The sequence below is a fragment of the Lysobacter helvus genome (genome assembly GCF_018406645.1).
Taxonomy (GTDB): Bacteria; Pseudomonadota; Gammaproteobacteria; order Xanthomonadales; family Xanthomonadaceae; genus Noviluteimonas; species Noviluteimonas caseinilytica.
The window spans coordinates 1,957,495-1,982,834 of the sequence record NZ_AP024546.1 but is presented as its reverse complement, the minus strand read 5'-3'; the positions used below and the strand labels follow the sequence as shown (position 1 = coordinate 1,982,834).

The window sequence follows — 25,340 nt, the reverse complement described above, 5'->3', positions numbered from 1 at the left end:
TCCCTACGCGATGCCGAGGCCCGGGATGGCGCTGATGGCGTCGGGATCGAAGCCCGCGAGCGCGGCGAAATGCCGGCCGCGCGCAACGTAGTCCTGGTACATGCCGAAGCTGGGCGCACCCGGCGACAGCAACACGACGCCCTCCCCGCCCAATGCGGTGCGCGCCTGTGCGACGGCATGGGCAAGATCGGCGGCGGCGGACAAGGCGAAGCCCGCCTCGCGCGCGACCGGTGCAAGCAGGTCGTGGATCTTCGGCCCGTTCTGCCCGAGCGTGACGATGGCGGCCGGCGCACGCGTGCGCATCGCCTCGGCGAAGTTCGACCAGTCGATGCCGCGATCGTGGCCGCCGGCGAGCAACGCCACGCGCTGGTCCGCGTAGCACGCGAGCGCGGCGAGCGTCGCGTGCGGCGTGGTGCTGATCGAATCGTTGACGTAGGTGATGCCCTCGCGCGTGCCGATCGGCTGCAGGCGGTGCGGCAGCGGGCGGAACGTGGCCGCGTGCGGCGCGAGCGCGGGGGCATCCAGGCCCAGGGCTTCGATCGCGGCGAGCACTGCGCACAAATTGCCGCGGTTGTGGCGGCCCGGCAGCGGCAGGTGCGTCGTGTCCATCACCAAGGCATCGCCGCGATACAGCGCGTCGCCCTGCAGGTGCCAACCGTCGCGATCGCCGAAGCGGCGCACATCGCTGTGCGGCAGCGGCACCGCGGTGATCGCGGGATCGTGCGCGTTGACCACCGCGATGCGCGGATGCGCGTCGCTGAGCAGGCGCAGCTTGTCGGTGACATAGCGGGTTTCGCCGCCGTGCCAGTCGAGGTGCTCCGGGAAGATGTTGAGCACGATGGCGAGGTCGGGATGCGCGCCGCTGTCGGCGACGTCACCGGTCTGGTAGCTCGACAGCTCGATCACCCAGAATTCCGGCGCGTCCTGCGCCGTGTCCTGGTCCAGCAGTTCGAGCATCGGCAGGCCGATGTTGCCCGCGAGCGCGGTGCGATGGCCGCCGGCGCGCAGCAGGTGCGCGAGCAAGGCGGTGGTGGTGCTCTTGCCCTTCGTGCCGGTGACGCAGAGCGTCCTGCCGCGGCCGCTCGCCGCGTGTTCGGCGAACCACAGCGCGGTGCCGCCGATGAATCGCGTGCCGCGCTCGGCGGCGGCGCGTGCGTCGTCGCGATACGGGCTGATGCCGGGCGATTTGACGACGATTTCGAAGTCCGCCAGCGCATCCGCATCGACGGACGTACGCACCTCCAGCATCGCATCGCCCAACTGGCGCGCCAGGTGGCCTTCGTCCGGCGAACAGAACAGCGTCAGCGGCAGCGACGGCAACCGCGACCGGATCGCGCGATATGCTGCGCGACCTTCGCGGCCCCAGCCCCAGAGCGCAACGCGCTTGCCGTCAAGCCGCGAAATGCGCACGCAGGCGCTCCCAAAGCGCAGCCGGGACGCGATGCGCGTCGTCGAGCACCATCAACGCCGCGACATCGAGTTCATGCGGATCCAGCTGCGGGCGGATTTCGCGCGCAAAGCGTTCGACCAGCGCGTCTTCGCGCCACTCGGGACGCCCGGCGAGCGCGGCCATCGCGGCGCGCGATTCGCGGCCTTCGCCGACGCATTCGAACGGCTTGTGGTCCTGGTACTCCAGCAGCGCGTCGTAGCCGCCCACCTGCTGCGGGTCATCGAGCAGGTTGCGCCCGAAGATGCCGACCAGGCGCGGCTTCGGCATGAACGGCGCGAGCGCGAGGAACACGAAGTGGCACTTCGGGCACACGCCGCACCAGCGCATCGCCGGGCGTTCGCCCAGCAAATGGAAGTTGCGGTTGCAGCTGGAGAAGTGCGCATCGTAGCGGTCGCTCTTCGCGAACTGGCGCGCGACGGCGAGTTCGCTGAGCGGACGCAGCAACGAGTAGTAGCGCAGGTCCGCGGCCACATGCGACTGCACGTGGTCGCCGAGCGCCTGTTCCCAGGCCCAACCCTTCGACCACTGGTGGTTCACCTCGCCCGTGCCTTCGATGAGGCTGCCGTAGCTGGCCGAGCGTTCGTTCGAGAACACCACCTGGTCCGCATCGAGCACGATGGCCGCGAACAGCATGATCGCGGAGTTCACGCCGGTGACCGGGATGTGCCCGTTCAACGCGCCCTGGCGGTTGAACTCGAACAACTGCGGTGCCAGCGAACGCCCGAGGTTGAGCGTGGGCAGGCCCGTGCGTTCGGCGCAGGCCTTGATCAGCTGCGATCCGCCGATCCACGTGACGGTCTGTTCGACGCCGGCGGTGCGCAGCGCTTCGATCGAAACGAGCGAATCCTTGCCGCCGCCGATGGCAACGAGCGCGTGCTCGCGCAGCCCGAGCTGCGGCGCAGCCGGCGTCGCACCCGCGGCGTGCGGGAACTTGATGCGGTCGTGCAGGTGCAGGCCGTTGCGATACGCGAACTCGCCGAGGCCGTTGACGTAGAACGACTCCAGCAACAGCGCCGTGTCGACGTCGATCGGGTCGCCTTCGATCACGATCTCGCGCGGCACGGCGGCCTTGTAGTAGCTCACGCCGGCCAGCAGGTGCAGCAGGCGCAGCGCGCGTTGCGCGGCTGCGGCGCGTTCGCCCTGCAGCGCGAACGGCGCACCGGGCACCGTGATCGTTTCGATCAGCTCGGGGCCGTCGTCGAACGCATACACGAGTTGCGCGACGCCGGTGGCGGCATCGAACGTGTTGCGCACGAAACGGAAGGCGCGGATCGATTCGCGCGAGAAGGTCCAGCCGGTCATTCGATGGTGTCCTCTGCCGGCAGGGCCCGCAGGTTGTAGGTGCTGGCCATGGCCATGCCGTAGGCGCCGGCGTCGGCGACGAGGATCACGTCGCCTTCGACCGTCGCGCGCGGCAGGGGGCGGGCGTGGCCGAGCACGTCGCCGCTCTCGCAGATGGGGCCGACGACGTCGCAATTCATCGTGTCGGCATCGGCGAGGCGCGTGAGGTTGTGGATGCCGTGGTAGGCCTCGTACATCGCGGGGCGCGCGAGGGCGTTCATGCCCGCATCGCACCCGACGCGGCGCACGCCGTCCTTCTCGACGACCTGCGTGGCGTGCAGCAGCAGCACGCCGCATTCGGCGACGAGGAAGCGGCCGGGTTCGATGGCCAGGGCGAAGCGCGGATACGCAGCGCGGATTTCGTCGAGGCCCGCGCGCCAGGCGGCGAGGTCGAAGTCTTCGGCGTCCGGCGTGTAGGCGATCGGCAGGCCGCCGCCGATGTCGATGGTCTCCACGGTGCCGACGCTGTCGGCCAGGCCCGCGAGTTCGGCGTACACGCCGCGCCAGTGCTGCGGATCGTCGATGCCGCTGCCCAGGTGCGCGTGCAGCGCGCTGATGCGCACGTCGAGCGTGCGCGCGAGCGCGACGAATTCGTCGAAGCGCTGCAGCGACAGGCCGAACTTCGCCGCGACGCCGCCCGTCTTCACCTTCGCGTGGTGGCCCTCGCCGTGGCCCAGGTCCAGGCGCAGCCACACGGTGCGGTTGCGGAAGACGTCGGGCCAGCGCTGCAAGGCTTCGACGTTGTCGATCGTGACGGTGACGCCACGCGCGAACGCGGCTTCGTATTCGTGGCGAGGCGCGAAGCTCGGCGTGAACAGCACGCGCTCCGGCGACAGCGACGGCACCTGCTTGAAGACGTGGTCGAGTTCGCCCTGCGACACGCATTCCAGGCCGAACCCCTCTTCCACCAGCGTGCGCAGGATCGCGGGATGCGCGTTGGCCTTGATCGCGTAGTAGCGGCGGTCGATCGCGTCGATGCCGGACAGGTCGCGCGCACGGGCGCGCACGGTCGCCAGATCGTAGATGTAACGCGGGGTGCCCTGCGCCTTCGCCAGCAGCGTGTCGCGCTTGTCCACCCACCACGGCGTGCGCTTCGCGGGCTTGCCGTGCGCGATCTCGCGCCAGCTCGGCCCGAACACGCTGGCTTCCTGCACCGGCATCGCGCCGCCGCGGATCAGTTCGGCGTGCACCTGCGGGAGCATGCCGTCGGCGTCGGCTTCGTCGATGACGAAGGTGAGGTTGAGGTCGTTGGACGACTGCGAGATCAGGTGCACGCGCTCCTGACCGAACGCGGCCCACACGTCCGACAGCTTGTGCAGCAGCGAACGCATGCCGCGGCCGACGAGCGTGATCGCCGCGCACGGCGCGATGACTTTCACGCGGCACGCTTCGGCGAGGTCGGCCGACAGCGCTTCGAGCACATTCGTCGTCACCAGGTTCTCGCTCGGATCGAGCGACACGGTGACGTTGGTTTCCGACGAACCGATCAGGTCGACCGACAGCCCGTTGCGCTTGAAGCGTTCGAACACGTCGGCGAGGAAGCCGACCTGCTGCCACATGCCGATGCTTTCCATCGACACCAGCACGATGCCGTTGCGGCGGCTGATCGCCTTGACGCCGGGCACCGTGGCGGCGCTGGCATCGATGCGCGTGCCGGGAAGATCGGGGCGTTCGGTATCGAGGATGGCCATCGGCACGTTGGCGTCGCGGCACGGTGCGATCGAACGCGGATGCAGCACCTTGGCGCCGGTGGTCGCGATTTCCTGCGCTTCGGCGTAGTCCAGGCGCGTGAGCAGGCGCGCGTCGGGCACGTCGCGCGGGTTGGCGCTGAACATGCCGGGGACGTCGGTCCAGATTTCGACACGCTTCGCGTTGAGCAGCGCGCCGAAGTACGCAGCGGAGGTATCGGAACCACCACGGCCCAGGATCGCCGTGCCGCCATCGGCATGCCGCGCGATGAAACCTTGCGTCACCAGCAACGACGCGGGCTGCGCGGCGAAGCGCGCCTGCAGGCCGGCATCGGGCGCGCAACGGCAATTGACGGAGAGGCGTTGCGCCCACGGGCTGGCGTTCGGCAGCGAAACGCCGTCGAGCCATTCGCGCGCATCGCACCATCCGAACGGGACGCCGGTGGATTGCAGGTAGGCCGCGCCGAGTGTCGAGGACAGCAACTCGCCTTGCGCGAGGACTTCGGCCTGCCACGGCAGGTCGCGCGTGTTCGCACGCGGATCGGTCGACAGGGCGCGCAGGGCCGCAAGGCGCGCGCCGAGCACGGTGTCTGCATCGAGTTCGAGTTCCGCGCAGAACGCGCGATGCCGTTCGACCAGCGCATCGAAGCGCGCGTCCAGCGATTCGCCGGGCGCGGCGGCGGTGATCGCCTGCAACTCGTTGGTGACGCCGGACAGCGCCGACACGACGACCAGCACCCGCACGCCTTCTTCGCGTGCACGTTCGGCAGCGAGGCGGCCGATGGTGTCCCAGCGATGGCGACGCGACACGGACGTGCCGCCGAACTTCAAGACCACCCAACGATCGCCTGGCACCGCCGATTCCCGGTTTGCGAAAAGAGCCGCGATTCTAAGCAAAATCGCCGCGCCAAACCGCGCGGCGCGCGCAGGACGACACGGGACGCGCAACAATGCCGGCCCGCGCAGGCCCCCGCCCTGCCCCTGGATCCCCGATGCGCCTGCGCCGCTACCAGCAAGTCGATGTGTTCGCCGACCGTCCCGGCGCCGGCAATCCCCTCGCGGTGGTGCTGGATGCCGAAGGCCTGGGCGATGCGGCGATGCAGGCGATCGCGCGCTGGACGCGGCTGCCGGAAACCACCTTCCTGCTCGCGCCCGTGGCGCCGGGCACCAGTTACCGCCTGCGGATCTTCAGCCCGCGCCGCGAAGTGCCCTTCGCCGGGCATCCGAGCGTGGGCAGCGCCCATGTCGCGCTCGCGGCCGGGCTGGCCACGCCGGTCGACGGCTTGCTCGTCCAGGACGGATTGGCGGGGCAGCTGCCGTTGCGCGTGACCGGCACGGGGCCCGCGCGCACGATCGCGGTGCGCACGCCGCGGTCGCGGGTGGTGGAAACCGCATCGCCGGAGGATCCGCCCCTGCGTGCCGCGCTCGCGGGCCTGCCGCTGGGGCGCTTGCCGCCGGCGCTGGTCGAAGGCGGCCGCCGCTGGTGGCTGGTGGAACTGGCGGACGAGGCGCAACTGCGCGCGGCCGCGCCGGACTGGGCCGCGATCGGCGCCCTGGCGCAGGCCACCGACACGATGGGCGTGTGCGTCTTCGCGCGCAGCGACGATCCGGTCTATTACCTGGCGGTGCGCGCGTGGGTGGGCGCGCCGGCGCAGTTCGAGGATGCCGCGTCGGGCGCAGCCAACGCGACGCTCGCCGCGTACCTGGCGTCGCAGGATGCGTTACCCGGCGACAGCGGGTTCTATCGCATCAGCCAGGGCCGCGAGGTCGGGCACGACGCGATCATCGAACTGCAGGTGGACGGCAACGGCGATGTCTGGTCGGGTGGGCGCGTGTGCACGGTGGTCGACGGGCATATCGATTGGCCTGTCGCGACATAAAAAAAGGGGGGCCAACGAAGCGGCCCCCCTCTCCCTGAAACGCACGCGTGCAGCTTTCGCTGCCCGGCTCCCCGATGCACGTCCTGCCGATAGGGCAGGACGTGAGCGCATCGGCTCGCTACTCCGGACGCACGTCTACCCTGACTCGAATCTTGTCGCCGGGGTGATAGTCGGTGCGCGTTACGAACTGCCGACCCATGTACTCGTAAGTCACGTCGTAACCGATCACACGACCATCGTTGCTGGCGACGTTATTGCCGTAATAGCCGTTGTTGCTGTTGTTGTAGCCGTTGTTGTTGTAGCCGTTGTTGTTGTAGCCGTTGTTGTAGCTGTTGTTGTTGCCGTAGTACGAGTCATCCGACGGATCGCACACCTCCACCGCGTTGCCTTCGTACTTGCGGCGCTGCGTGCTCTCGTACACCTGGCGGCCGGCGAGGCCACCGACCATCGAACCGATCGCGGTCGCCGCATACGTGCCGGTGCCGCCGCCGACCTTGCTGCCCAGCACCGCGCCGGCGATGCCGCCGATCACGGTCGCCACCGTGCGCCCGGTGTCCGTGCCGTAATGGCCCTGCTGCGGGTAGTACGGATCGTTGGACGCCACGCGATTGCCGTAGCGATCGGTCGTGTAGCCGCCGCGCGAGGCGGAGTTGTAGCAATTCTGGCCGGACTGGTTGGCGTAGCCGTTGTTCGAATACGTGTTGTTGTTGTTGTTGCCGTACCCGTTGCTCGAATACGTGTTGTTGCCGTACCCGTTGCTCGAATACGTGTTGTTGCCCGTGCGGTACGTGTTGCTGCCGCCGTAGCGCGAATCGATCACCGGATCGACGCGCAGCACGCGCGCGTAGTCGTAGATCGCGTTGCTGGTGTTGCCGTAACGATCGGGCACCACGGTGCGCGTGGCGGTGTTGCTGCCGTACGTGTTGTACCCACCGTAGGTCTGCGCGGAGGCAGTGCCGACGGCGGCCAGCATGCCTGCGGCGAGAAGGGTGGCGGACAAGCGCTTCATGGTCGACTCCACGCGCCGGGATGGCGCGGTGGGCAATGTGGGCGCCGTGCTGGCAATGCACCCTGAATGTCCCGGGCGTGGAAACGCTTGCACCACAACGGTTTAGCGCGCCGACAGCGATGCGACGACGCGCATGCACCGCGCGTCAGGTGAGCAGCTGCGCGTCCAGCGAGATCGGCACCGCGCTCAGCGCCTTGGAGACCGGGCAGTTCTGCTTCGCATCGTCGGCGATCGCGCGGAACTTCGTGGCATCCAGGCCGTCCACGCGCGCCGTCGTCGTCAGGCGGATCTGGCTGATGGTCGGGCCGCCTTCCATCGACAGTTCGACGGCGGCCTTCGTGTCGAGCGCCTGCGGCGGATGGCCGGCTTCGGACAACTTGGCCGACAACGCCATCGTGAAGCAGGCCGCGTGCGCGGCGGCGATCAGTTCTTCGGGATTGGTGCCCTTCTCGTCGCCGAAGCGCGAGTTGAAGCCGTAGCGCGTGCCGGTCATCAGGCCGCTCTGCGGCGTGTCCAGCTTGCCCTGGCCGGTCTTGAGGTCGCCTTCCCAATGTGCGCTGGCGTGACGGGTGATCGCCATGGTGGTGCTCCGAGGGGTCGAAAGGGGGAGCGGGCAGCCTACTCCGGGCGGGATTGCGGGACGTTGACGCGGCAGCGCTTGACCGCCCCCCGGCTCTGCGGGAGATTTGCGTCCCGGCGGTGACGCCGGGCGTTCCAAGCCAGGTTTCACCCGCCATGACCGCCCGCCGAGCCCGCGCTGCTCGGACGGCAAGGCTTCCGATGCGGACAGCCATGACGGCCCTCTTGCAACCCATCACGGGAGAGACGGCCTCATGTCCTACACCACCGAAACCATCCGCAACGTGGCCCTTGCGGGCCACCCCGGCGCCGGCAAAACAATGCTCTTCGAAGCCCTGCTGCATGCCGGCGGCGCACTCCAGACGGCAGGCAGCATCGAACGCGGCACGACGGTTTCCGATTTCGATCCGATCGAGAAGGAACGCGGGCACAGCGTCGATGCGGCGATCGCGAGCGTCGACTACAGCACCACAGGCACCGACAACGCCCCGGTGCACGCCAACTTCATCGACACGCCCGGGTATCCCGATTTCCGCGGCCCCACGCTCTCCGCGCTCGCCGCGGTGGAAACCGTGGCGATCGTCGTCGACGCCGACACCGGCGTGGAATACGGCACGCGCCGCATGATGGAGTACGCCAGGTCCCGCAACCTGTGCCGCGTGGTGGTCGTCAACAAGATCGACCACGCCGATGCGGACTGCGCGCGCGTGCTCGGCGAACTGCGCGAGAGCTTCGGCGCCGAAGTGCTGCCGCTCAACCTGCCCGCCGATGGCGGCAAGCGCATCGTCGACTGCTTCGGCTACAGCGGCACCGTGGCCGAGGGCGACAGCGATTTGGGCCCGGTCGCCGACTGGCACCAGAAGATCCTCGACCAGGTCGTCGAGGTGAACGAAACGGTGATGGACCATTACCTCGACCTCGGCGAAGGCGGGCTGTCCGGCCAGGAACTGCACGATGCGTTCGAACAATGCCTGCGCGAAGGCCACCTGGTGCCGGTGTGCTTCGTCTCCGCGCGCAGCGGCCTGGGCGTGCGCGAACTGCTCGAGATCGCCGGCCGCCTGTTCCCGCATCCGGGCGAAGGCAATCCGCCGCCGTTCGTGAAAGGCGCGGGCGACGACGCCGAACACATCGACGCGAAGCCCGATCCGAAGGCGCACGTGATCGCCGACGTCTTCAAGATCATCAACGATCCGTTCGTCGGCAAGCTCGGCATCTTCCGCGTCTACCAGGGCACGGTGAAGAAGGACACCTCGTTGTTCATCGACGACGGGCGCAAGCCGTTCAAGGTGGCCCACCTGTTCAAGCTCAAGGGCAAGGACCACGTCGAGATCGCCGAAGCGATCCCCGGCGACATCGCGGCGGTCGCGAAGATCGACGACCTGCACTTCGATGCGGTGCTGCACGACACGCACGACGAAGACCAGATCCACCTGGCGCCGATGGATTTCCCGCGGCCGATGTTCGGCCTGGCGGTGGAAGCGGCGCACAAGGGCCAGGAGCAGAAGCTCGGCACGGCGCTTCACAAGTTGTCGGAGGAAGACCCGGCGTTCGCGGTCGAACACCACGGCGAACTCAACGAAACCGTCGTGCGCGGCCTGTCCGACCTGCACCTGCGCGTGATGCTGCAGCGCCTGAAGGACAAGTACGGCGTGGAAGTGAAAACGCGCCCGCCGCGCATCGCCTATCGCGAAACCGTGAGCGCGCCGGCCGAAGGCCATCATCGCCACAAGAAGCAGACGGGCGGCGCGGGCCAGTTCGGTGAGGTGTTCCTGCGCATCGAACCGTTGCCGCGCGGCAAGGGCTTCGAGTTCGTCGACGAGGTCAAGGGCGGCACCATCCCCGGCCAGTTCATGCCCGCGGTGGAGAAAGGCGTGCGCCAGGTGTTGAACACCGGCGCGGTGGCCGGCTATCCGCTGCAGGACGTGCGCGTGGTGGTCTACGACGGCAAGCACCACAGCGTGGACAGCAAGGAAGTGGCGTTCGTGGCGGCGGGCAAGAAAGCCTTCCTGGACGCCATCGCCAAGGCGCGCCCGCAGGTGCTCGAGCCCATCGTGGAATTGCAGGTCAACGCGCCCGAACAGCACATGGGCGACGTCAGCGGCGGCCTGTCCTCCAAGCGTGCGCGCATCAGCGGCACCGATGCCGCGCGCGGGGGCGAGATCGTGATCAAGGCGCAAGTCCCGCTGTCGGAGCTGGAAGGCTATGCGGCGGAATTGAAGTCCGTGACCGCCGGGCGCGGCCGGTATGCGCTGGATTTCAGCCACTACGAACCCGTGCCGGCGCAAGTGCAATCGCGGCTGGTGGAGGCCTACAAGCCCCGCCTGGAGGACGATTGACAACAGGCGCGCGGGCGTCCGTTGGTCCGCGCGTTGAAAAAAACCCGAAAAAACCCGCCTGCGGGGCTTGGCGGCCACCTGCGCATGCCCTACATTCCGCCTGCCGAGGGGGACAACCAGGCATTCCATCAACTCACATCGAGTAAGACACACATGGCGAAGAAGAAAGCCGCATCGAAGAAGGCCGCTCCGAAGTCCGCAGCCAAGTCGGCCGCGCCGAAGCCGATCAAGGAAGCGCTGGGCAAGTCGGGCCTGGTCGCGCACATTTCCGAAACCTCCGGCGTTGCGCCGCGCGACGTGCGCGCCGTGATGTCGGCGCTGGAAGGTGCGGTGCACGGTTCGGTCAACAAGAAGGGCGCGGGCGCTTTCACCCTGCCGGGCCTGCTGAAGATCACCGTGGTCAACGTTCCGGCGAAGCCGAAGCGCAAGGGCATCAACCCGTTCACCAAGGAAGAGCAGTGGTTCGCAGCCAAGCCGGCGACCGTCAAGGTCAAGGTGCGTCCGCTGAAGAAGCTCAAGGACGCGGCCGCCTGAGGCGCCGATCCAACTGCTTCATGAAAAGCGCCCTCCGGGGCGCTTTTTTTATGCCCGCGCGGCAAGCGGCGTACTCTTTCGCGCATGAGCGACACGATCGTCCCGCACTTCTTCGACGCCTTCCCGATGCGCCTGGTGCGCGACGCCGAGCTCGACGGTGCGCTCCCCGACGACGCTCGCCTGCGCATCCTGTTCCTGTGGGGACGCGACTGCCCCAACTGCGACATCGCCAAGCAGCAGATGCTGCACGCGCCCGATGCATTCGCCTGGCCCGACGTCGAGTGGCTGCACGACAACGTCTACGACGATCCGCGCATGGGCACGCGCTTCGGCCTGCATGGCATCCCGACGTTCCTGGTCTTCCGTGGCAAGCGACGGCTCGGGAAGATCAGCCCGTGGCCCGGGCGCGCGCCGTTCGTCGCGGCGATCGAACGCCTGCGCGCCGACGCGCCCGCCGGCTGATCGCCGGTTCACGCACGGCGGCGCAGGCTCGCCGCCACGTCCAATGGAGGCCGCCATGCGCCGCACCGCCCCGATCCTGCTGCTCCTGTTGTTCCTGTTGCTCGGCGCCGTCCTCGCGGGCTGCACCACGCTGTCCGCGCTGGTCGGCAACCAGGTCACCTTCACCGCGCCGCAGTTGCAGTCGCAGCTCGACCGCCGGTTCCCGCGCGACTACGACAAGGCCGGCGGCCTGGTGACGCTGACGCTCATGCATCCGCGCCTGACGATCCCGCAGGGCAGCGGTCGCCTGCAGCTGGACTTCGACATCGGCGTGGGCGGCATGGGCATGGACTCGCATTCGCCCGCCGGGCACTTCGCGCTGCAGAGCGGCCTGCGCTTCGATCCGCAGACGCGCGGCCTGCACCTGGCCGATCCCGCGCTCGTCGGCGTGGACGTGCCGATGCTGGGCGGTCGCATTAACGACGCGACCCGCAGCCTGCTCAACCAGTGGCTCGGCGAATACGCGCGCGAGGAGCCGGTGTACCGTCTCGACGATACTGTGTGGGGACGCATGGCCGGCCGTCGCATCGGTGAGACGACGATCGGCGATGGCGTCGTCACCCTCCACCTCGACCAATGATCCGCGAAGGGAATCCCGCATGCGCTTCCGCCCTGCCCTGTCCACCACGATTGCCTGCGCGCTGATCGCGTGCGTCCTGCTGCTCGCCGCGTGCGGCGACAAGGGCGGCCCGGGCGCGCGCAATCCCGATGGTTCCACCGCCGATGCGTTGCCGGCGCCCGCAGGCGCGAAGGGATCGGTCACCGGCATGCCCGACGCGCCGGGCCCGGGCGACGTGGCGATCGAAGGCAGCGTGGCGCAGGCGGACGACGTGGCGACCGACGACAACCCGGAAGCGGGCCTGGACGAAGACGGCGACGGCCAGATCGATGCCGATGCACCCAACCCGTCCGGCGAACCCACCGCGCAGGATGCGGTGGCGGTGATCGACCAGTACTACTCGGCGATCGAGGAACGCGATTTCGCGACGGCCTACGGCCTGTGGAGCGACGGCGGGCGCGCGAGCGGGCAATCGGCGGACCAGTTCGCCGCGGGCTTCGCGAACACGCAGAAGGTGGAAGCCACGCTCGATTCCCCGGCACGCGTGGAAGGCGCGGTGGGTTCGCGCTTCATCGAGATCCCGGTGTCGCTGGAATCCACGGACAAGGACGGGAAGACGCATCGCTACGTCGGCGCATACACGCTGCGGCGTTCGGTGGTGGATGGCGCGACCGAGGAACAGAAGCAATGGCGCATCGCGTCGGCCGACCTGCGGGAGCTCGCGCAGTGAAGCGGCGTGTTGCGCTTGCCATCGTGCTGGGGTGCGCGGTGTTCGGCGCGGCGTGCAATCGCGACGCGGGCAAGCACGATGTGGCCGCCACGCCTGCGACGATCGCGCACGCCGCCACCGTCGCACCGGTCGCCACCACGCCGCCGCCGGGCCCGCCGCCACCGGTTGCACCGCCTGCACCGGTCGCGGGCGACGACGTGTTGCCGGCGAAGCTGGGCAGCGACGATTCGATCGATTCCCTGCGCAAGCGCTTCGGCGCGGTGAACATCGAAGTGGGCCAGGTGCCGGGCGCGGAAGACCTGGTGCCCGGCGCGATCCTGTATCCGCACGATCCGACGCGTCGCCTGTACCTGTACTTCCACGACGACCAGATGCACGCTTTGTCGCTGGTGCGCGTGCTGGACGGGGAATCGCACTGGAAGTTGCCCAGCGGCGTGCACATGGGCATGCCGCTGTCGGAGATCGTGGCGCGCAACGGCAAGCGCATCCAGTTCTCGGGCTTCGGCTGGGATTACGGCGGCACGGTATCGAACTGGAACAACGGCCACCTGCAACCGATGCCCGGCCAGGGCCGCTTCTCGCTGCGCGAGCGTCCGGACCTGCCGGACACGATCGCCCTGCCGGAAGGCGAGGGCGAGGTGTGGAGCGATGATCCGAAGTACCCGACGATGGACCGCGACGTCGTCGTCGGCGAAATCGTCTACGGCTTCCCGGCGCGCCCTTAAAGCTCGAAGCGGTAGCTCAGCTTCACGAGGAACTGTTCCGAATCGCGCAGATCGAAGCTGTCGCGCAGCGCGTCGTTGGCATCCTCGGAGAACTCGTTGAACAGGTCGCCGCCGCGGCCGTACACGACATAGAGGTACGACAACGGCTTGAACTCCCACCGGTAGCGCACCTGGAAGCCCAGGTTGCTCAGGCTGAAGTCGTTGATCGGATCGTTGGTCGGGATCGGCGTGCCGTCCGGTGCGGCGCGCCATGCCTGGCGCACCTTCGCGTCCAGGCCCAGCGACTGCATCTTGACGCGCAGTTCGTGCTGGCTGCCGATGTTCCAGTTCAGGCCCGCATCCACTTGCGTGGCGTGTTCGTCGAACGTGCCCAGCAGGTTGTCGCCCTCCCACAGCATCCACTGCGGCGTGCTCTCGAAGTAGAGCGTGGTGTAGATGCTGAAGGCGTCGCTGATGAAGTACGTCGGCTGGAACTGCGTATTCCAGCCCACGTGGCGGTCGTTCTGGTCGTTGCCGATGCCGGAGTTGTTGGCCCCGAAGTTGGCGTAGAACGCCCAGTTGCCCTGGCGCGCCCAGTTGCGTTCGGCGAAGGCGTTGAAGTTGGAGGGCGTGCGCACGATGCCGTTGCCGCGCAGCAGGCGGTCGTCGTAGCCCGACGTGTTGAGGTTGATCTGCGCGTAGGAGTTGTCGCCGTCGCGCATCTGGTTGGACACGCTGGTGCGGAACTGGCGCTGCAAATCCAGCCCGTGGTCGTTGTTGCTGCCGCTGATGCGCCAGCGCCAGTCGTGCGAGGAATACTTCGAGGTCTGCGGCATGCCGGTGATGCGCTTCATCACCTGCCAGTGCGCGTAGTTCATGTTGTTGCGCGACAGGTAGCCGAAGTCGTTGATCTGCAGGCTGTCGCTGAAATGCATGCCCAGCCACTGCTGGCGCCAGCCGTGGTCCATCTCGTAATCGATGATGGTGGTGAAGCCGTCGCCCTTCTCGGTCTTGCCGATCGAGGGCGAGGTGATGTCGCCTTCGTCGATGTCGCTGAAGATCAGGCGGTTCTGGATGCTCAGCTTTTCGTTCGGGCGCCAGTTCTGGTCGAAGCCCAGGACGGTTGCCTTGCGATCGAAGTACGGACGGTCCACTTCCGTGACCATCATGCCGATGCTCTGCTTGGAGAAGTCGTGGCTCAGGCGGAACGCGCTGAAGTTGCGCCCCACCTCGTCCGCTTCCTGCGCCAGCATCACGCCGTAGTGCGTGGCGCCGAACGATCCGTTGGCCTTGACCGCCGCGGTGATGTCGCCCGCGCCGGTGCCGTCGTCCGTCGGGCCGCCCACGCGGCGCGTGTAGACGAGCTGGCTGAAGTCGGACGGCGTGGTGAATTCGAACGGGCCCTGGTTCTCGGTGAAGAACGGGCGCTTGTCGCTGAAGAAGGTTTCGTTGGCGCTGAAGTTGACGACGATGTCGTCGCTTTCGACCTGGCCGAAGTCCGGGTTGATCGTGGCCGTCAGCTGGAACTGGCCATTGGGCTTCCACAGGATGTCGGCGCCGGCGTCCAGCGTGCCATCGAGGTTGACGTTGTCGTACACGCCCGACACGTACGGCGTGATCGCGATCAGCGCCTTGTTGTACTCGGGCACTTCGATGGCGATGAAGTCCGACAAGAAGCGCGGGCGCTCGAAGCTCGCCGCCGGCCACGCCGCGCGTTCGCCGGTGCTGCCGATCACGCGGTCGAGGTAGATGTGGAAGGTGCGCTTGCCGTTGGCGCCCTTGTCCATCGGCGCGATGTACCAGGGGATGAGCATTTCGCTCGACCAGCCGTCCGCGTCCTGCGTGGCGGCGTGCTGCCAGTTGCCGTCCCAGTCGGTGCTGAAGCTGTTCTCGTTGGTGATGATCGCGTCGTTGATGCCGTCGGTGGACGACACCATGAAGTTGTAACCGGTGCGCCCCCCGTCGAAGTTGATCATCAAATTGTTGCGATCCACCTGCGCCTGTTCGTCGCGGCGGATCTTCTGGTTGTTGCGCGGGATCGACGAGGGCTGCGTGTTGCGGAAGCCGATGGCCAGGCCTTCGGGCGTGGCGAGGATCCAGGCTTCGGTGGGCTGCGAACCGGGCGCGCCGGTCAGCGGCTGGGTGATGCGGAAATCGGTGACGTGCTGGGCGCCCTGCCATTCGGCGGGATCGATCTTGCCGTCGACGGTGATCGCGTGTGCGTTGGCGGAGAGGACGGACAGGATGGCAAGGGTAAGCGTCGCGGGGAGCAGGCGCATGGAGTCGTCCAAGGGGGGCGGCGGAATGGGGACAGCGTATTCATGGCAAGCGTCGCCGCCGACTCCCGTCAGTCATGCAAACCTTTTGCCTATGCGGGGCATCGTGCCCATCGGTGGGCCGTCCCGCGGTGCAGCATCGCGTGCCGCCGGGCTGCCCGATCGGGCAACCCGTGCGACGTGCTGCTTACTTCTTCTTGGGCTTGAGCATCGTGCCCGTGCACTTGGGCGAGCCGCAGTGGCAGGCCCAGATCTTCTTCAGGCGCGCGGTGTGCGCCTCGTCCAGCGTGATGCCGTAGTCGTACGTGAGCTCTTCGCCCGGCTTGATCGCGCGCATGGCTTCGATGAAGACGCGATCCTTGCGACGGTCGTCGCCGTCGTCTTCTTCCAGCACGGCTTCGCAGTTGGGATCGCAGCTGTGGTTGATCCAGCGCGCCGTGTTGCCGCCGTGGTTGGCGTCGATCACGTACTCGTCGTTGAGCGTGAACAGGAACGTGTGACCGCTTTCGACATCGCCGGTGTCGTCGCCGTCCACTTCCTCGTGCGTGCGCCGCTTGCCCTTGTATTCGATCAGGCGTTCGCCTTTCTTGAGCGTGGCGGCTGCGAATACGCCGTTGCCATGGATCTGCGAGCGACGGGCGACGATCTTGCGGGCCATGCGGACTTCCGTTCGGGGGAAAGATGCGGATTGTGCGGGTTGCGCGGTGATCCCGCCATCGGCGTGGCCGGTCGAAGTCGCAAGGTGCGTATTCACGGATTCCATCCGGAACGTCACCAAGGCCCATGCGCGCTTCGATCCTGCTCGTCCCCTCCGTCCTGGTCCTGGCCCTGTCCGCGTGCAAGCCCGCGGCAACGGACGCCACCGCCGCCGATGCACCCGCCGCCGTGGCGGTGGCCACCGCAGGCCCGAGCGATGCCGAATTGCTCGCGCAGGGCGAATACCTGGTGCGCATCGCCGGCTGCAACGATTGCCACACGCCGGGCTGGGCGCAGAACGGCGGCGATGCGCCGCGCGACCAGTGGCTCGTCGGATCGAAGGTCGGCTGGAACGGCCCGTGGGGCACGACCTATGCGGCCAACCTGCGCCTGAAGGCGGCCGACATGGACGACAAGAAGTGGCTCGAGTACACGGCCAACCTGCACACGCGACCGATCATGCCGGACTTCGCCCTCCGCGCCATGAAGGAGCAGGACCGCCTCGCGATCTTCCGTTTCATCAAGTCGCTCGGCCCCGGCGGCGAACCTGCGCCGGCCTACCTGCCGCCGGGCCAGACGCCCCCGGTGCCGTACTTCGAAGCGAACCTGCCCCCGCCGCCGGCCGCGGCGCAGGCCGACGCCAAGCCCGCCGCCGCGGGCTGATTCCAAGCGTAAAACCCGCAGCCGGATGAACCCGGCTGCGATCCGGCGCAACCGCCGGTTTCGGCCCGGACCCTAAAACCGTACAATTTCGGTCCGCATTGCCAGGCCGCCCCGATGCTCCGGGTCACCAAGCTCACCGATTACGCCACCGTCGTGCTGACGGCGCTCGCCGCCGCCGGCCCCGACACCGTGCTCAGCGCCGCCGAGCTCGCCGAACGCGCGGGCCTGGAAGCCACCACCGTCGCCAAGCTGCTCAAGCCGCTCGCGCAGGCGGGGCTGGTGGCGTCGTTCCGTGGCGCGCACGGCGGATATCGCCTGGCGCGCGAGGCCAACGCGATATCGCTGATCGAGATCGTGGAAGCGATGGAAGGCCCGCTCGCGATGACCGAATGCAGCCTGCACGCCGACGCGTGCGGCATCGAACACTCCTGCGGCGTCCGCGCGAACTGGCGCCGCATCAACGACGTGGTCGCCGATGCGCTGCGTGGCGTGACGCTGGCCGACCTCGTGTCGCCGGCGCCGCCCGCGCGCCGCGCGATCCCCGCCACGCTGGCGACGGCGTGAGGCACACGACATGACGCAACACGAAAGCAACGTTGAAATCCTCGAACAACTCGGCCGTCGCTACGAGGCCGGCTTCGTCACGGACATCGAATCCGATTCGCTCCCGCCGGGGCTGTCGGAAGACGTCGTGCGCTTCCTGTCCGCGAAGAAGGAAGAGCCCGAATGGATGACGCAGTGGCGCCTGGCCGCGTATCGCCACTGGCTGACGATGCCGATGCCCAACTGGGCGAAGCTCGACATCGCGCCGATCGATTTCCAGTCCATCAGCTATTACTCCGCGCCGAAGGCCAAGTACGCCTCGATCGATGAGGTGCCGCAGGAACTGCTGGACACGTACGAGAAGCTCGGCGTGCCGCTGCACGAACGCGCCAAGCTCGCGGGCGTCGCGGTGGATGCGGTGTTCGACTCGGTCTCCGTCGGCACCACGTTCCGCAAGGAACTGGCCGAGAAGGGCATCATCTTCTGCTCGATGTCCGAGGCGATCCGCGAGCATCCCGAGCTCGTGAAGCAATACCTCGGCAGCGTGGTGCCCACCGGCGACAACTACTTCGCCGCGCTCAACGCGGCCGTGTTCTCCGACGGCAGCTTCGCCTTCATCCCGAAGGGCGTGCGTTGCCCGATGGAGCTGAGCACGTATTTCCGCATCAACGCGATCAACACGGGGCAGTTCGAGCGCACGCTGATCATCGCGGAGGAGAAGAGCTACGTCTCCTACCTCGAAGGCTGCACGGCGCCGATGCGCGACGAGAACCAGCTGCATGCCGCGGTCGTCGAGCTCGTGGTGCTGGACGATGCGGAGATCAAATACAGCACCGTGCAGAACTGGTACCCCGGCGATGAAGAAGGTCGCGGCGGCATCTACAACTTCGTGACCAAGCGCGGCGAGTGCCGCGGGGCGCGTTCGAAGATTTCGTGGACGCAGGTCGAGACGGGCTCCGCCATCACCTGGAAGTACCCGAGCTGCGTGCTGCTGGGCGACGACTCGGTGGGCGAGTTCCATTCGGTCGCGCTCACGCACCATCGCCAGCAGGCCGACACCGGCACCAAGATGATCCATGTCGGCAAGCGCACGAAGTCGAAGATCGTGAGCAAGGGCATCAGCGCGGGCCGCGGCCAGAATGCGTATCGCGGCCTGGTGAAGGTGGAACGCAGCGCCGAGGGCGCGCGCAACCACACCCAATGCGATTCGCTGCTGATCGGCAAGCGTTGCGGCGCGCACACCTACCCCTACGTGGAAGTGAAGCACCCCACCGCCATCGTCGAGCACGAAGCGACGACCTCGAAGATCAGCGACGACCAATTGTTCTATTGCCGCAGCCGCGGGATTTCGGAAGAAGACGCGGTGTCGATGATCGTCGACGGGTTCTGCAAGTCCGTGTTCCGCGAATTGCCGATGGAGTTCGCGGTGGAAGCGAAGAAGCTGCTCGAGGTGTCGCTGGAAGGCGCGGTCGGGTAAACAGGAAAACAAACGCACATGTTGAAGATCGACAACCTCCACGTCCGCGTCGCCGGGCGCGACATCCTCAAGGGCCTCTCGCTCGAGGTCGCGCCGGGCCAGGTGCACGCCATCATGGGCCCGAACGGCGCGGGCAAGTCCACGCTGGGCAACGTGATCGCGGGCCGCGAGGGCTACGACATCGTGTCCGGTTCGGTGACGTTCGAAGGCCGCGACCTGCTGGCGCTCGAACCCGAACAGCGCGCGGCCGAAGGCGTGTTCCTCGCCTTCCAGTACCCGGTGGAAATCCCGGGCGTGAACAACACGTACTTCCTGCGGTCGGCGCTCAACGCGCAGCGCAAGGCGCGCGGCGAAGCGGAACTGGATTCGATGCAGTTCCTCAAGCTGGTGCGCGAGAAGCTGGCCGTGCTGCACATCAAGGACGACCTGCTGCACCGCGGCGTCAACGAAGGCTTCAGCGGCGGCGAAAAGAAGCGCAACGAGATCTTCCAGCTCGCGGTGCTGGAGCCGAAACTGGCGATCCTCGACGAGACCGACTCGGGCCTGGACATCGATGCGCTGCGCAACGTGGCCGATGGCGTGAACGCGCTGCGGTCGGCGTCGCGCGCGTTCCTGGTGATCACGCATTACCAGCGCCTGCTCGACTACATCAAGCCGGACGTTGTGCACGTGCTGTCCGATGGACGCATCGTCGAAACGGGCGGGCCGGAACTGGCGCTCGAACTCGAACAGCATGGTTACGCCTGGCTGTCGGGTCGCAAGGCGCCGGAGGCAGCGGCCGGATGAGCGCGTTGCTGGAATCGCTCGCGCAGGGCTTCGCAGGCGACGCGGCGGGACGCGCGACGCTGGAGGCGGTCCTGCGCGAAGGCTTGCCGAAGCCGCGCAGCGAGGCGTGGAAGTACACGTCGTTGCGGGCGCTGGAGCGGCGGGTGTTCGCGCCGGCTTCGGGCGCCGACGTCGATGCCGCATTGTTGGCGGGGATCGACGGGCCGCGCCTGGTGTTCGTCAATGGCGTGTATTCGGCCGCCCTTTCGCACATCGATGCGTTGCCTGCGGGCGTGACGTTTTCGGCATCGATGGCCGACGCGGTGGTCGTGCCTGCGCATCCGGATGCAGTGTTCGCCGGCATCAATGCGGCGATGGCGCGTTCGGGCGCGACGTTGCGGATCGCGGCGGGCACGCACGTGGCGGCGCCGCTGTACCTGATGTTCGTCGGCGCTTCCGCGGCGCAGGACCAGGCGTGGCACTTGCGACATGCGATCGCGGTCGGCGAAGGCGCGTCCGCGCGCGTCGTCGAGCATCACATCGCCTCGGGCGAATACGCGCATCTTTCGACATCGTCCGCGACGGTGACGCTGGCACGCGGCGCGCAGCTCGCACACCTGTGCGTGCAGGACGACGCGGCCGGCGCCACGCGCTTCGCGCGCACCGATGCGCGCGTGCACGACGACGCCCGGTATGCGCGCCTCGACCTGGAACTCGGCGGCGGCTTGTCGCGCCACGAATTCGGCTGTGCGTTGCTGGGCGCGGGTGCGTCGGTGCAGGGCGATGGCGTGCTGCTCGGCGCAGGCCGCCGGCATCTCGACACGCGCCTGAACATCGACCACGCGGTCGGCGACACGCGCTGCGACCTCACGTGGCGCGGCCTCGCGGCGGATCGCAGCCGCGCGGTGCTGCACGGCGGCATCCTGATCCGCGCCGGCGCCGATGGCAGCAACGCGGCGTTGTCGACGAAGAACCTGCTGCTCAGCGCGCAGGCGGAAATTGATGCGCAACCGGTGCTGGAAATCCACGCCGATGAGGTGCAGGCCGCGCATGGCGCGACGGTGGGCGGCCTGGATCCGACGGCGCTGTTCTACCTGCGCTCGCGCGGCCTGCCCGAAGAAGACGCACGCCGCCTGCTGACCACCGCGTTCTGCCGCGCCGTGTTGCCGCGCGCGGACGCGACGTTGCGCCCGATCGCGGAAGCGGCGCTCGATCGCGCCCTCGCCAGGACCCTCGGGGACGCCTGATGAAAACGGAAACACCGACGCTCGCGCCCGACTGGGACCGCATCCGCGCCGACTTCCCGCTGCTCGCGCGGGAAGTGCACGGCAAGCCGCTGGTGTATTTCGATTCGGCGAACACGGGGCAGAAGCCGGCCGTCGTGATCGAGGCGGTGGATGCGTTCTACCGCCGCCACAACGCAAACGTGAGCCGCGCGGTGCATGCGTTGGGTGCCGAAGCCACGGAAGCGTACGAAGGCACGCGCGCGCGCCTGGCGCAGCACCTCAACGTGGCGCGCGAGGATCTCGTGCTCACCAGCGGCACGACGTTCGCGCTCAACCTGGTCGCGTATTCGTGGGCACTGCCGCGGTTGCAGCCCGGGGATGTCGTGCTGCTGACGCGGATGGAGCACCACGCGAACATCGTGCCGTGGCAGCTCATCTGCGAGCGCACCGGTGCGACGATCCGCGTCGCCGACCTCGCGCCCGACGGCTCGCTCGACCTCGACGCGCTGTACGCGTTGATGGCGCCGGACGTGAAGCTGCTCGGCATCGCGCACGTGTCGAACGTGCTGGGCACGGTGAATCCGGTCGCCGAGATCTGCCGAGAAGCACGCAAACGCGGCATCGTCACCGTCGTCGATGGGTCGCAGGCGCTGCCGCACATGGCGGTGGACATCGCGTCGATCGGCTGCGACTTCTACGCCTTCACCGGCCACAAGATGTGCGGGCCCACGGGCACGGGCGCGCTGTGGGCGCGTCGCGAACACCTGCTGGCGATGCCGCCCTTCCTCGGCGGCGGCGAGATGATCAAGGAAGTGCGTTACGAAGGCACGGTGTTCGCCGAGCCGCCGCATCGCTTCGAAGCGGGCACGCCGAACATCGCGGGGCACGTGGGGCTGGGCACGGCAGTCGGCTATCTCGACGGCATCGGCATGGACGCGATCGCCGCGCGCGAAGGCGATTTGCTCGCGCACCTCACCGAAGAAATGGATCGCGTCGAAGGCCTGCGCATCCTGGGGCGCGCGCCGCGCAAGGCCGCGGTGGTGTCGTTCCTGGTCGAAGGCGCGCATGCGCACGACCTCGCCACGCTGCTCGACCTGGAAGGCGTCGCCGTGCGCTCGGGCCACCATTGCGCGCATCCGCTGATGGCCTTCCTCGGCGTGCCGGCCACGTGCCGCGCGTCGCTGGCCTTCTACAACACGCATGCCGAGATCGAGGCGTTCATCGCCGCGCTGCGCAAGGTGCGGCGCCTGCTCGGCTAGACTTCCCCGCCCTTCCCCCGACGCGATCCGATCCATGAGCGAACTGCATTTCCGCGCAGCGACCGTCGATGACCTCGACGCGCTCGTCGCGCTCGTCACCTCCGCCTACCGTGGCGATGTCAGCCGCAAGGGCTGGACCACCGAAGCGGATTTCCTCGATGGCAACCGCATCGACCGCGAAGTCCTGCAACGCGACATCGAACGTCCGCGCAGCCGCGTGCTGCTGGCCGAACGCGACGGGCAACTGCTCGCCTGCGCGCACGTCGCCGATGAAGACGGCGCCGGGTATTTCGGCATGTTCTCGGTGGTGCCGTCGCTGCAGGGCGCGGGCATCGGCAAGGCCGTGCTCGCGGAAGGCGAACGCATCGCGCGCGACGACTGGGGCCTGCCGACGATGCGCATGACCGTCATCGACATCCGCGACGAACTCATCAAGTTCTACGAGCGCCGCGGTTACGCATTGACCGGCATCAAGAAGCCCTTCCCCTACGGCGACGAACGCTTCGGCATCCCGACGCGCGATGACCTGCGCTTCGAAGTCATGGAGAAAGCGTTGTGAGCGAAGCCTGGGTGCGCGTCTGCGCGACGTCGGAATTGCTCCCGGGCGAGTCGAAGGTCGCGTGGGACGGCGACACCGCGATCGTGGTCTTCAACTACGACGGCGATTTCTACGCACTCGAAGACCGGTGCTCGCACGAGGACTTCGATCTGTCGTCGGGCCCGTTCGACGCGGAAGAAGCGACGATCGAGTGCGTCCTGCACGGCTCGAAGTTCGACGTGCGCGACGGCCGTGCGCTCAACGCGCCCGCCTATGCGCCGGTGCCCAAGTTCCCGACGAAGGTCGAAGACAACGCGGTCTGGACGCGGGACGACCGCTGATCGGCCGCGCCGATCGCTTCCATTGCGTTTGCGAATCGTTCTCATTAACATGCCCGGGCCGCGGCGGATGCCGCAACCCCCTTGCATACAGAGGACGTCATGCCCCACCCCGCCCTGCGCGCCACGCCCCTGGCGGTCGCGCTCGCCCTGGCCGTCGCCGCCCCCGCCCACGCCGCCGATGAGTCCGCACCGCGCAAGCCGCGCGAGCTGGACCACGTCGAGGTCGTTGGCAAGCAGGACGCCTACGTGGTCCCCGAATCCTCGACGGCCACGAAGACCCCCACCCCGCTCCGCGACACGCCGCAGTCCATCACCGTCATCCCGCAGCAGCTGATCCGCGACCAGGCGATGTCGGGCCTGGTCGACGTGTTCCGTTACGTGCCCGGCGTGGGCGTCGCCCAGGGCGAAGGCAACCGCGACACCCTCGTGTTGCGCGGCAGCAGCACCACCGGCGACCTGTTCGTCGACGGCATGCGCGACGACGTGCAGTACATCCGCGACCTGTACAACATCGATCGCGTCGAAGTACTCAAGGGGCCGAACGCGATGATCTTCGGCCGCGGTGGTTCCGGCGGCATCGTCAACCGCGCCACCAAGCAACCCGATGGCAAGACCGTGCGCGAGGTCAGCGCGCAATTCGGCAGCTGGAACAAGCGCCGCGTCGCCGCCGACGTGGGCCAGGCGATCAACGAACACGTCGACTTCCGCGTCAATGCGATGTTCGAGGATTCCGACAGCTACCGCGACGACTTCGACATCCGTCGCTGGGGCATCAACCCGACCGTGGGCTTCGACGTCGGCGAGTCCACGCGCGTCACGCTGGGGTACGAACACTTCGAGGACGAACGCGTCGCCGATCGCGGCGTGCCATCGGAACCCAATGCGTACAACGGCCGCCGCACGCCGCTCGACGTGGATCCCTCCACGTTCTTCGGCGACCCCTTCCGCAGCCCGGTGAGCGCGGACGTCGATGCCTTCGGCGCGCTGGTCGAACACGAATTCGCCGGCGGCGCGACCCTGCGCAACCGCACGCGCCTGGCCGACTACGACAAGTTCTACCAGAACATCTTCTCCGGCGCGGTCGACGCCACGCGCACGCAGGTTGCCATCAACGCGTACAACAACGGCACCCACCGAAGGAACCTGTTCAACCAGACCGACCTGGTGTGGAGCGCGGACACCGGCAACGTGCACCACACGTTGCTCGCCGGCGCCGAGTTCGGCCACCAGGACACCGACAACCTGCGCACCACCGGCTTCTTCGGCGCGCCGGGTTCGACGGCAACGTCGGCGAACGTCCCGCTGTCCAATCCGCGCTACTACGGCCCGATCACGTTCCGTCCTTCCGCCACCGACGCGGAGAACAACAGCGTCGCGAAGACCGCGGCCGTCTACATGCAGGACCAGCTCGAACTGGGCGAACACTGGCAGGCGATCGTGGGCCTGCGTTTCGACCGCTTCGATGTCGACTTCACCAACAAGCGCCTCGCGCCGGGCAATCCCGCGCGCAACATTTCCGCCACCGACAACCTGTGGTCGCCGCGCGCGGGCCTCGTGTACAAGCCGATGGAACCGGTCTCGATCTACGCCAGCTACAGCGTCGCCTACCAGCCGCGCTCGGGCGACCAGCTCGCATCGCTGTCGCCGACCAACCAGGCCTTCGATCCGGAAAAGTTCATCAACTACGAGCTCGGCGCGAAGTGGGATGTCATGGATCGCCTCGCGGTGACCGCCGCGATCTACCAGCTGGATCGCACGAACGTCATCGTGCCGCTAGACGCCACCACCTCGACGCTGGTGGACGGCCAGCGCGCGAAGGGCGTGGAAGTGGGCCTGGCGGGATCGTTGACGGATCGCTGGCACGTCATGGGCGCGTATGCCTGGCAGGACGGCGAAATCCTCGCCGGCGCGGACCGCGGCAAGCGCCTGGCGCAGTTGCCGGAAAACACGTTCTCGCTGTGGAACCGCTTCGACCTGACCGAGCGTTGGGGCCTGGGCTTCGGCGCGCAGTACCGCGACGAGATCTTCGCGCAGGTCACCAACCTGGTGACGCTGCGGAGTTACACGCGCTACGACGCGGCGGTGTTCTTCGACGCGAACGATCACCTGTCGCTGCAGCTCAACGTCGAGAACCTGTTCGACAAGGAATACGCCGTCAGCGCCAACAGCGACAACAACATCACGCCCGGCTCCCCGCGTGCCGCGACCGTGAGCCTGCGTTATAACTTCTGATCCCGAACCCGAG

23 protein-coding genes are annotated in these 25,340 nt (G+C 67.8%); 16 read left to right on the top strand and 7 right to left on the bottom strand.

The features are described 5' to 3' along the window. Positions 1 to 3: 3 nt before the first annotated feature. The 3 genes from murD to LYSHEL_RS09660 are packed head-to-tail and all read right to left on the bottom strand — an operon-like array spanning position 4 to position 5,334. Entirely contained in the window at positions 4 to 1,410 is a 1,407-nt protein-coding gene (murD, locus tag LYSHEL_RS09670) for a UDP-N-acetylmuramoyl-L-alanine--D-glutamate ligase (protein WP_213433842.1), read from the bottom strand. Next, on the bottom strand, positions 1,391 to 2,752 hold the full coding sequence (gene murL / locus LYSHEL_RS09665) for a UDP-N-acetyl-alpha-D-muramoyl-L-alanyl-L-glutamate epimerase (protein ID WP_213433841.1): 1,362 nt from the start codon (positions 2,750 to 2,752) through the stop codon (positions 1,391 to 1,393). The genes murD and murL overlap by 20 nt, the downstream gene beginning before the upstream one ends. Then, positions 2,749 to 5,334: a bifunctional aspartate kinase/diaminopimelate decarboxylase gene (locus LYSHEL_RS09660; protein ID WP_213433840.1), complete on the bottom strand. Its 2,586-nt coding sequence runs from the start codon at positions 5,332 to 5,334 to the stop codon at positions 2,749 to 2,751. The genes murL and LYSHEL_RS09660 overlap by 4 nt, the downstream gene beginning before the upstream one ends. A 137-nt stretch (positions 5,335 to 5,471) precedes the next feature. Between LYSHEL_RS09660 and LYSHEL_RS09655 the strand changes: the two genes are divergently transcribed. After that, positions 5,472 to 6,359 (top strand): PhzF family phenazine biosynthesis protein, encoded by an 888-nt coding sequence (locus LYSHEL_RS09655; RefSeq protein WP_213433839.1) that lies wholly within the window; start codon positions 5,472 to 5,474, stop codon positions 6,357 to 6,359. 118 nt (positions 6,360 to 6,477) lie between these two features. On the opposite strand, the gene LYSHEL_RS09650 is transcribed toward LYSHEL_RS09655, so the two are convergent. Both LYSHEL_RS09650 and LYSHEL_RS09645 read right to left on the bottom strand, forming a co-directional pair. After that, on the bottom strand, positions 6,478 to 7,368 hold the full coding sequence (locus tag LYSHEL_RS09650; RefSeq protein ID WP_213433838.1) for a glycine zipper 2TM domain-containing protein: 891 nt from the start codon (positions 7,366 to 7,368) through the stop codon (positions 6,478 to 6,480). A 145-nt stretch (positions 7,369 to 7,513) separates the two neighbouring features. Continuing rightward, positions 7,514 to 7,948, bottom strand: a complete 435-nt coding sequence (locus LYSHEL_RS09645; RefSeq protein ID WP_213433837.1) for an OsmC family protein — start codon at positions 7,946 to 7,948, stop codon at positions 7,514 to 7,516. A gap of 253 nt (positions 7,949 to 8,201) precedes the next feature. Between LYSHEL_RS09645 and fusA the strand changes: the two genes are divergently transcribed. The 6 genes from fusA to LYSHEL_RS09615 all read left to right on the top strand — a co-directional run bounded on the left by fusA (position 8,202) and on the right by LYSHEL_RS09615 (position 13,332). Then, positions 8,202 to 10,283, top strand: a complete 2,082-nt coding sequence (fusA, locus tag LYSHEL_RS09640; protein ID WP_213433836.1) for an elongation factor G — start codon at positions 8,202 to 8,204, stop codon at positions 10,281 to 10,283. A 153-nt stretch (positions 10,284 to 10,436) separates the two neighbouring features. Beyond that, positions 10,437 to 10,817 carry an HU family DNA-binding protein gene (locus tag LYSHEL_RS09635; protein ID WP_213437756.1) on the top strand — a complete coding sequence of 127 codons (381 nt, stop codon included), beginning with the start codon at positions 10,437 to 10,439 and terminating at the stop codon, positions 10,815 to 10,817. Positions 10,818 to 10,901: 84 nt separating this feature from the next. Continuing rightward, entirely contained in the window at positions 10,902 to 11,279 is a 378-nt protein-coding gene (locus LYSHEL_RS09630) for a thioredoxin family protein (protein ID WP_213433835.1), read from the top strand. Between the two features lie 55 nt (positions 11,280 to 11,334). Beyond that, on the top strand, positions 11,335 to 11,898 hold the full coding sequence (locus LYSHEL_RS09625) for a DUF1439 domain-containing protein (RefSeq protein ID WP_213433834.1): 564 nt from the start codon (positions 11,335 to 11,337) through the stop codon (positions 11,896 to 11,898). A 19-nt stretch (positions 11,899 to 11,917) separates the two neighbouring features. Next, entirely contained in the window at positions 11,918 to 12,607 is a 690-nt protein-coding gene (locus LYSHEL_RS09620) for a nuclear transport factor 2 family protein (protein WP_213433833.1), read from the top strand. Further along, a complete protein-coding gene (locus LYSHEL_RS09615) occupies positions 12,604 to 13,332 on the top strand; it encodes a hypothetical protein (RefSeq protein WP_213433832.1) in 729 nt (242 codons plus the stop codon). Before LYSHEL_RS09620 ends, LYSHEL_RS09615 begins: the two co-directional genes overlap by 4 nt. Here the strand turns inward: LYSHEL_RS09615 and LYSHEL_RS09610 are convergent. Next, positions 13,329 to 15,590 (bottom strand): DUF5916 domain-containing protein, encoded by a 2,262-nt coding sequence (locus LYSHEL_RS09610; protein ID WP_213433831.1) that lies wholly within the window; start codon positions 15,588 to 15,590, stop codon positions 13,329 to 13,331. The two genes, LYSHEL_RS09615 and LYSHEL_RS09610, sit on opposite strands and share 4 nt — an antisense overlap. A 184-nt stretch (positions 15,591 to 15,774) precedes the next feature. Next, positions 15,775 to 16,245: an SET domain-containing protein gene (locus tag LYSHEL_RS09605; RefSeq protein WP_213433830.1), complete on the bottom strand. Its 471-nt coding sequence runs from the start codon at positions 16,243 to 16,245 to the stop codon at positions 15,775 to 15,777. A gap of 125 nt (positions 16,246 to 16,370) precedes the next feature. On the opposite strand from LYSHEL_RS09605, the gene LYSHEL_RS09600 reads away from it, so the two are divergent. The 9 genes from LYSHEL_RS09600 (at position 16,371) to LYSHEL_RS09560 (ending at position 25,327) form a co-directional block, all read left to right on the top strand. Beyond that, positions 16,371 to 16,946 carry a cytochrome C gene (locus tag LYSHEL_RS09600; protein WP_213433829.1) on the top strand — a complete coding sequence of 192 codons (576 nt, stop codon included), beginning with the start codon at positions 16,371 to 16,373 and terminating at the stop codon, positions 16,944 to 16,946. Positions 16,947 to 17,060: 114 nt separating this feature from the next. Beyond that, positions 17,061 to 17,510, top strand: a complete 450-nt coding sequence (locus tag LYSHEL_RS09595; protein WP_213433828.1) for an SUF system Fe-S cluster assembly regulator — start codon at positions 17,061 to 17,063, stop codon at positions 17,508 to 17,510. 10 nt (positions 17,511 to 17,520) lie between these two features. Continuing rightward, the gene (gene sufB / locus LYSHEL_RS09590; RefSeq protein WP_213433827.1) at positions 17,521 to 18,966 is read left to right on the top strand and encodes a Fe-S cluster assembly protein SufB; all 1,446 of its coding nucleotides are present in this window, start codon (positions 17,521 to 17,523) and stop codon (positions 18,964 to 18,966) included. A gap of 18 nt (positions 18,967 to 18,984) precedes the next feature. Beyond that, positions 18,985 to 19,752 carry a Fe-S cluster assembly ATPase SufC gene (sufC, locus tag LYSHEL_RS09585; protein ID WP_213433826.1) on the top strand — a complete coding sequence of 256 codons (768 nt, stop codon included), beginning with the start codon at positions 18,985 to 18,987 and terminating at the stop codon, positions 19,750 to 19,752. Further along, entirely contained in the window at positions 19,749 to 20,978 is a 1,230-nt protein-coding gene (gene sufD, locus LYSHEL_RS09580) for a Fe-S cluster assembly protein SufD (protein ID WP_213433825.1), read from the top strand. The genes sufC and sufD overlap by 4 nt, the downstream gene beginning before the upstream one ends. Next, on the top strand, positions 20,978 to 22,216 hold the full coding sequence (locus LYSHEL_RS09575) for a cysteine desulfurase (protein ID WP_213433824.1): 1,239 nt from the start codon (positions 20,978 to 20,980) through the stop codon (positions 22,214 to 22,216). The genes sufD and LYSHEL_RS09575 overlap by 1 nt, the downstream gene beginning before the upstream one ends. A gap of 34 nt (positions 22,217 to 22,250) precedes the next feature. After that, a complete protein-coding gene (locus tag LYSHEL_RS09570) occupies positions 22,251 to 22,775 on the top strand; it encodes a GNAT family N-acetyltransferase (RefSeq protein WP_213433823.1) in 525 nt (174 codons plus the stop codon). Continuing rightward, complete coding sequence (locus tag LYSHEL_RS09565; protein ID WP_213433822.1) at positions 22,772 to 23,095, top strand: Rieske (2Fe-2S) protein; 324 nt, start codon at positions 22,772 to 22,774, stop codon at positions 23,093 to 23,095. The genes LYSHEL_RS09570 and LYSHEL_RS09565 overlap by 4 nt, the downstream gene beginning before the upstream one ends. A gap of 99 nt (positions 23,096 to 23,194) precedes the next feature. Then, the gene (locus LYSHEL_RS09560; protein WP_213433821.1) at positions 23,195 to 25,327 is read left to right on the top strand and encodes a TonB-dependent receptor; all 2,133 of its coding nucleotides are present in this window, start codon (positions 23,195 to 23,197) and stop codon (positions 25,325 to 25,327) included. Positions 25,328 to 25,340: the final 13 nt, after the last annotated feature.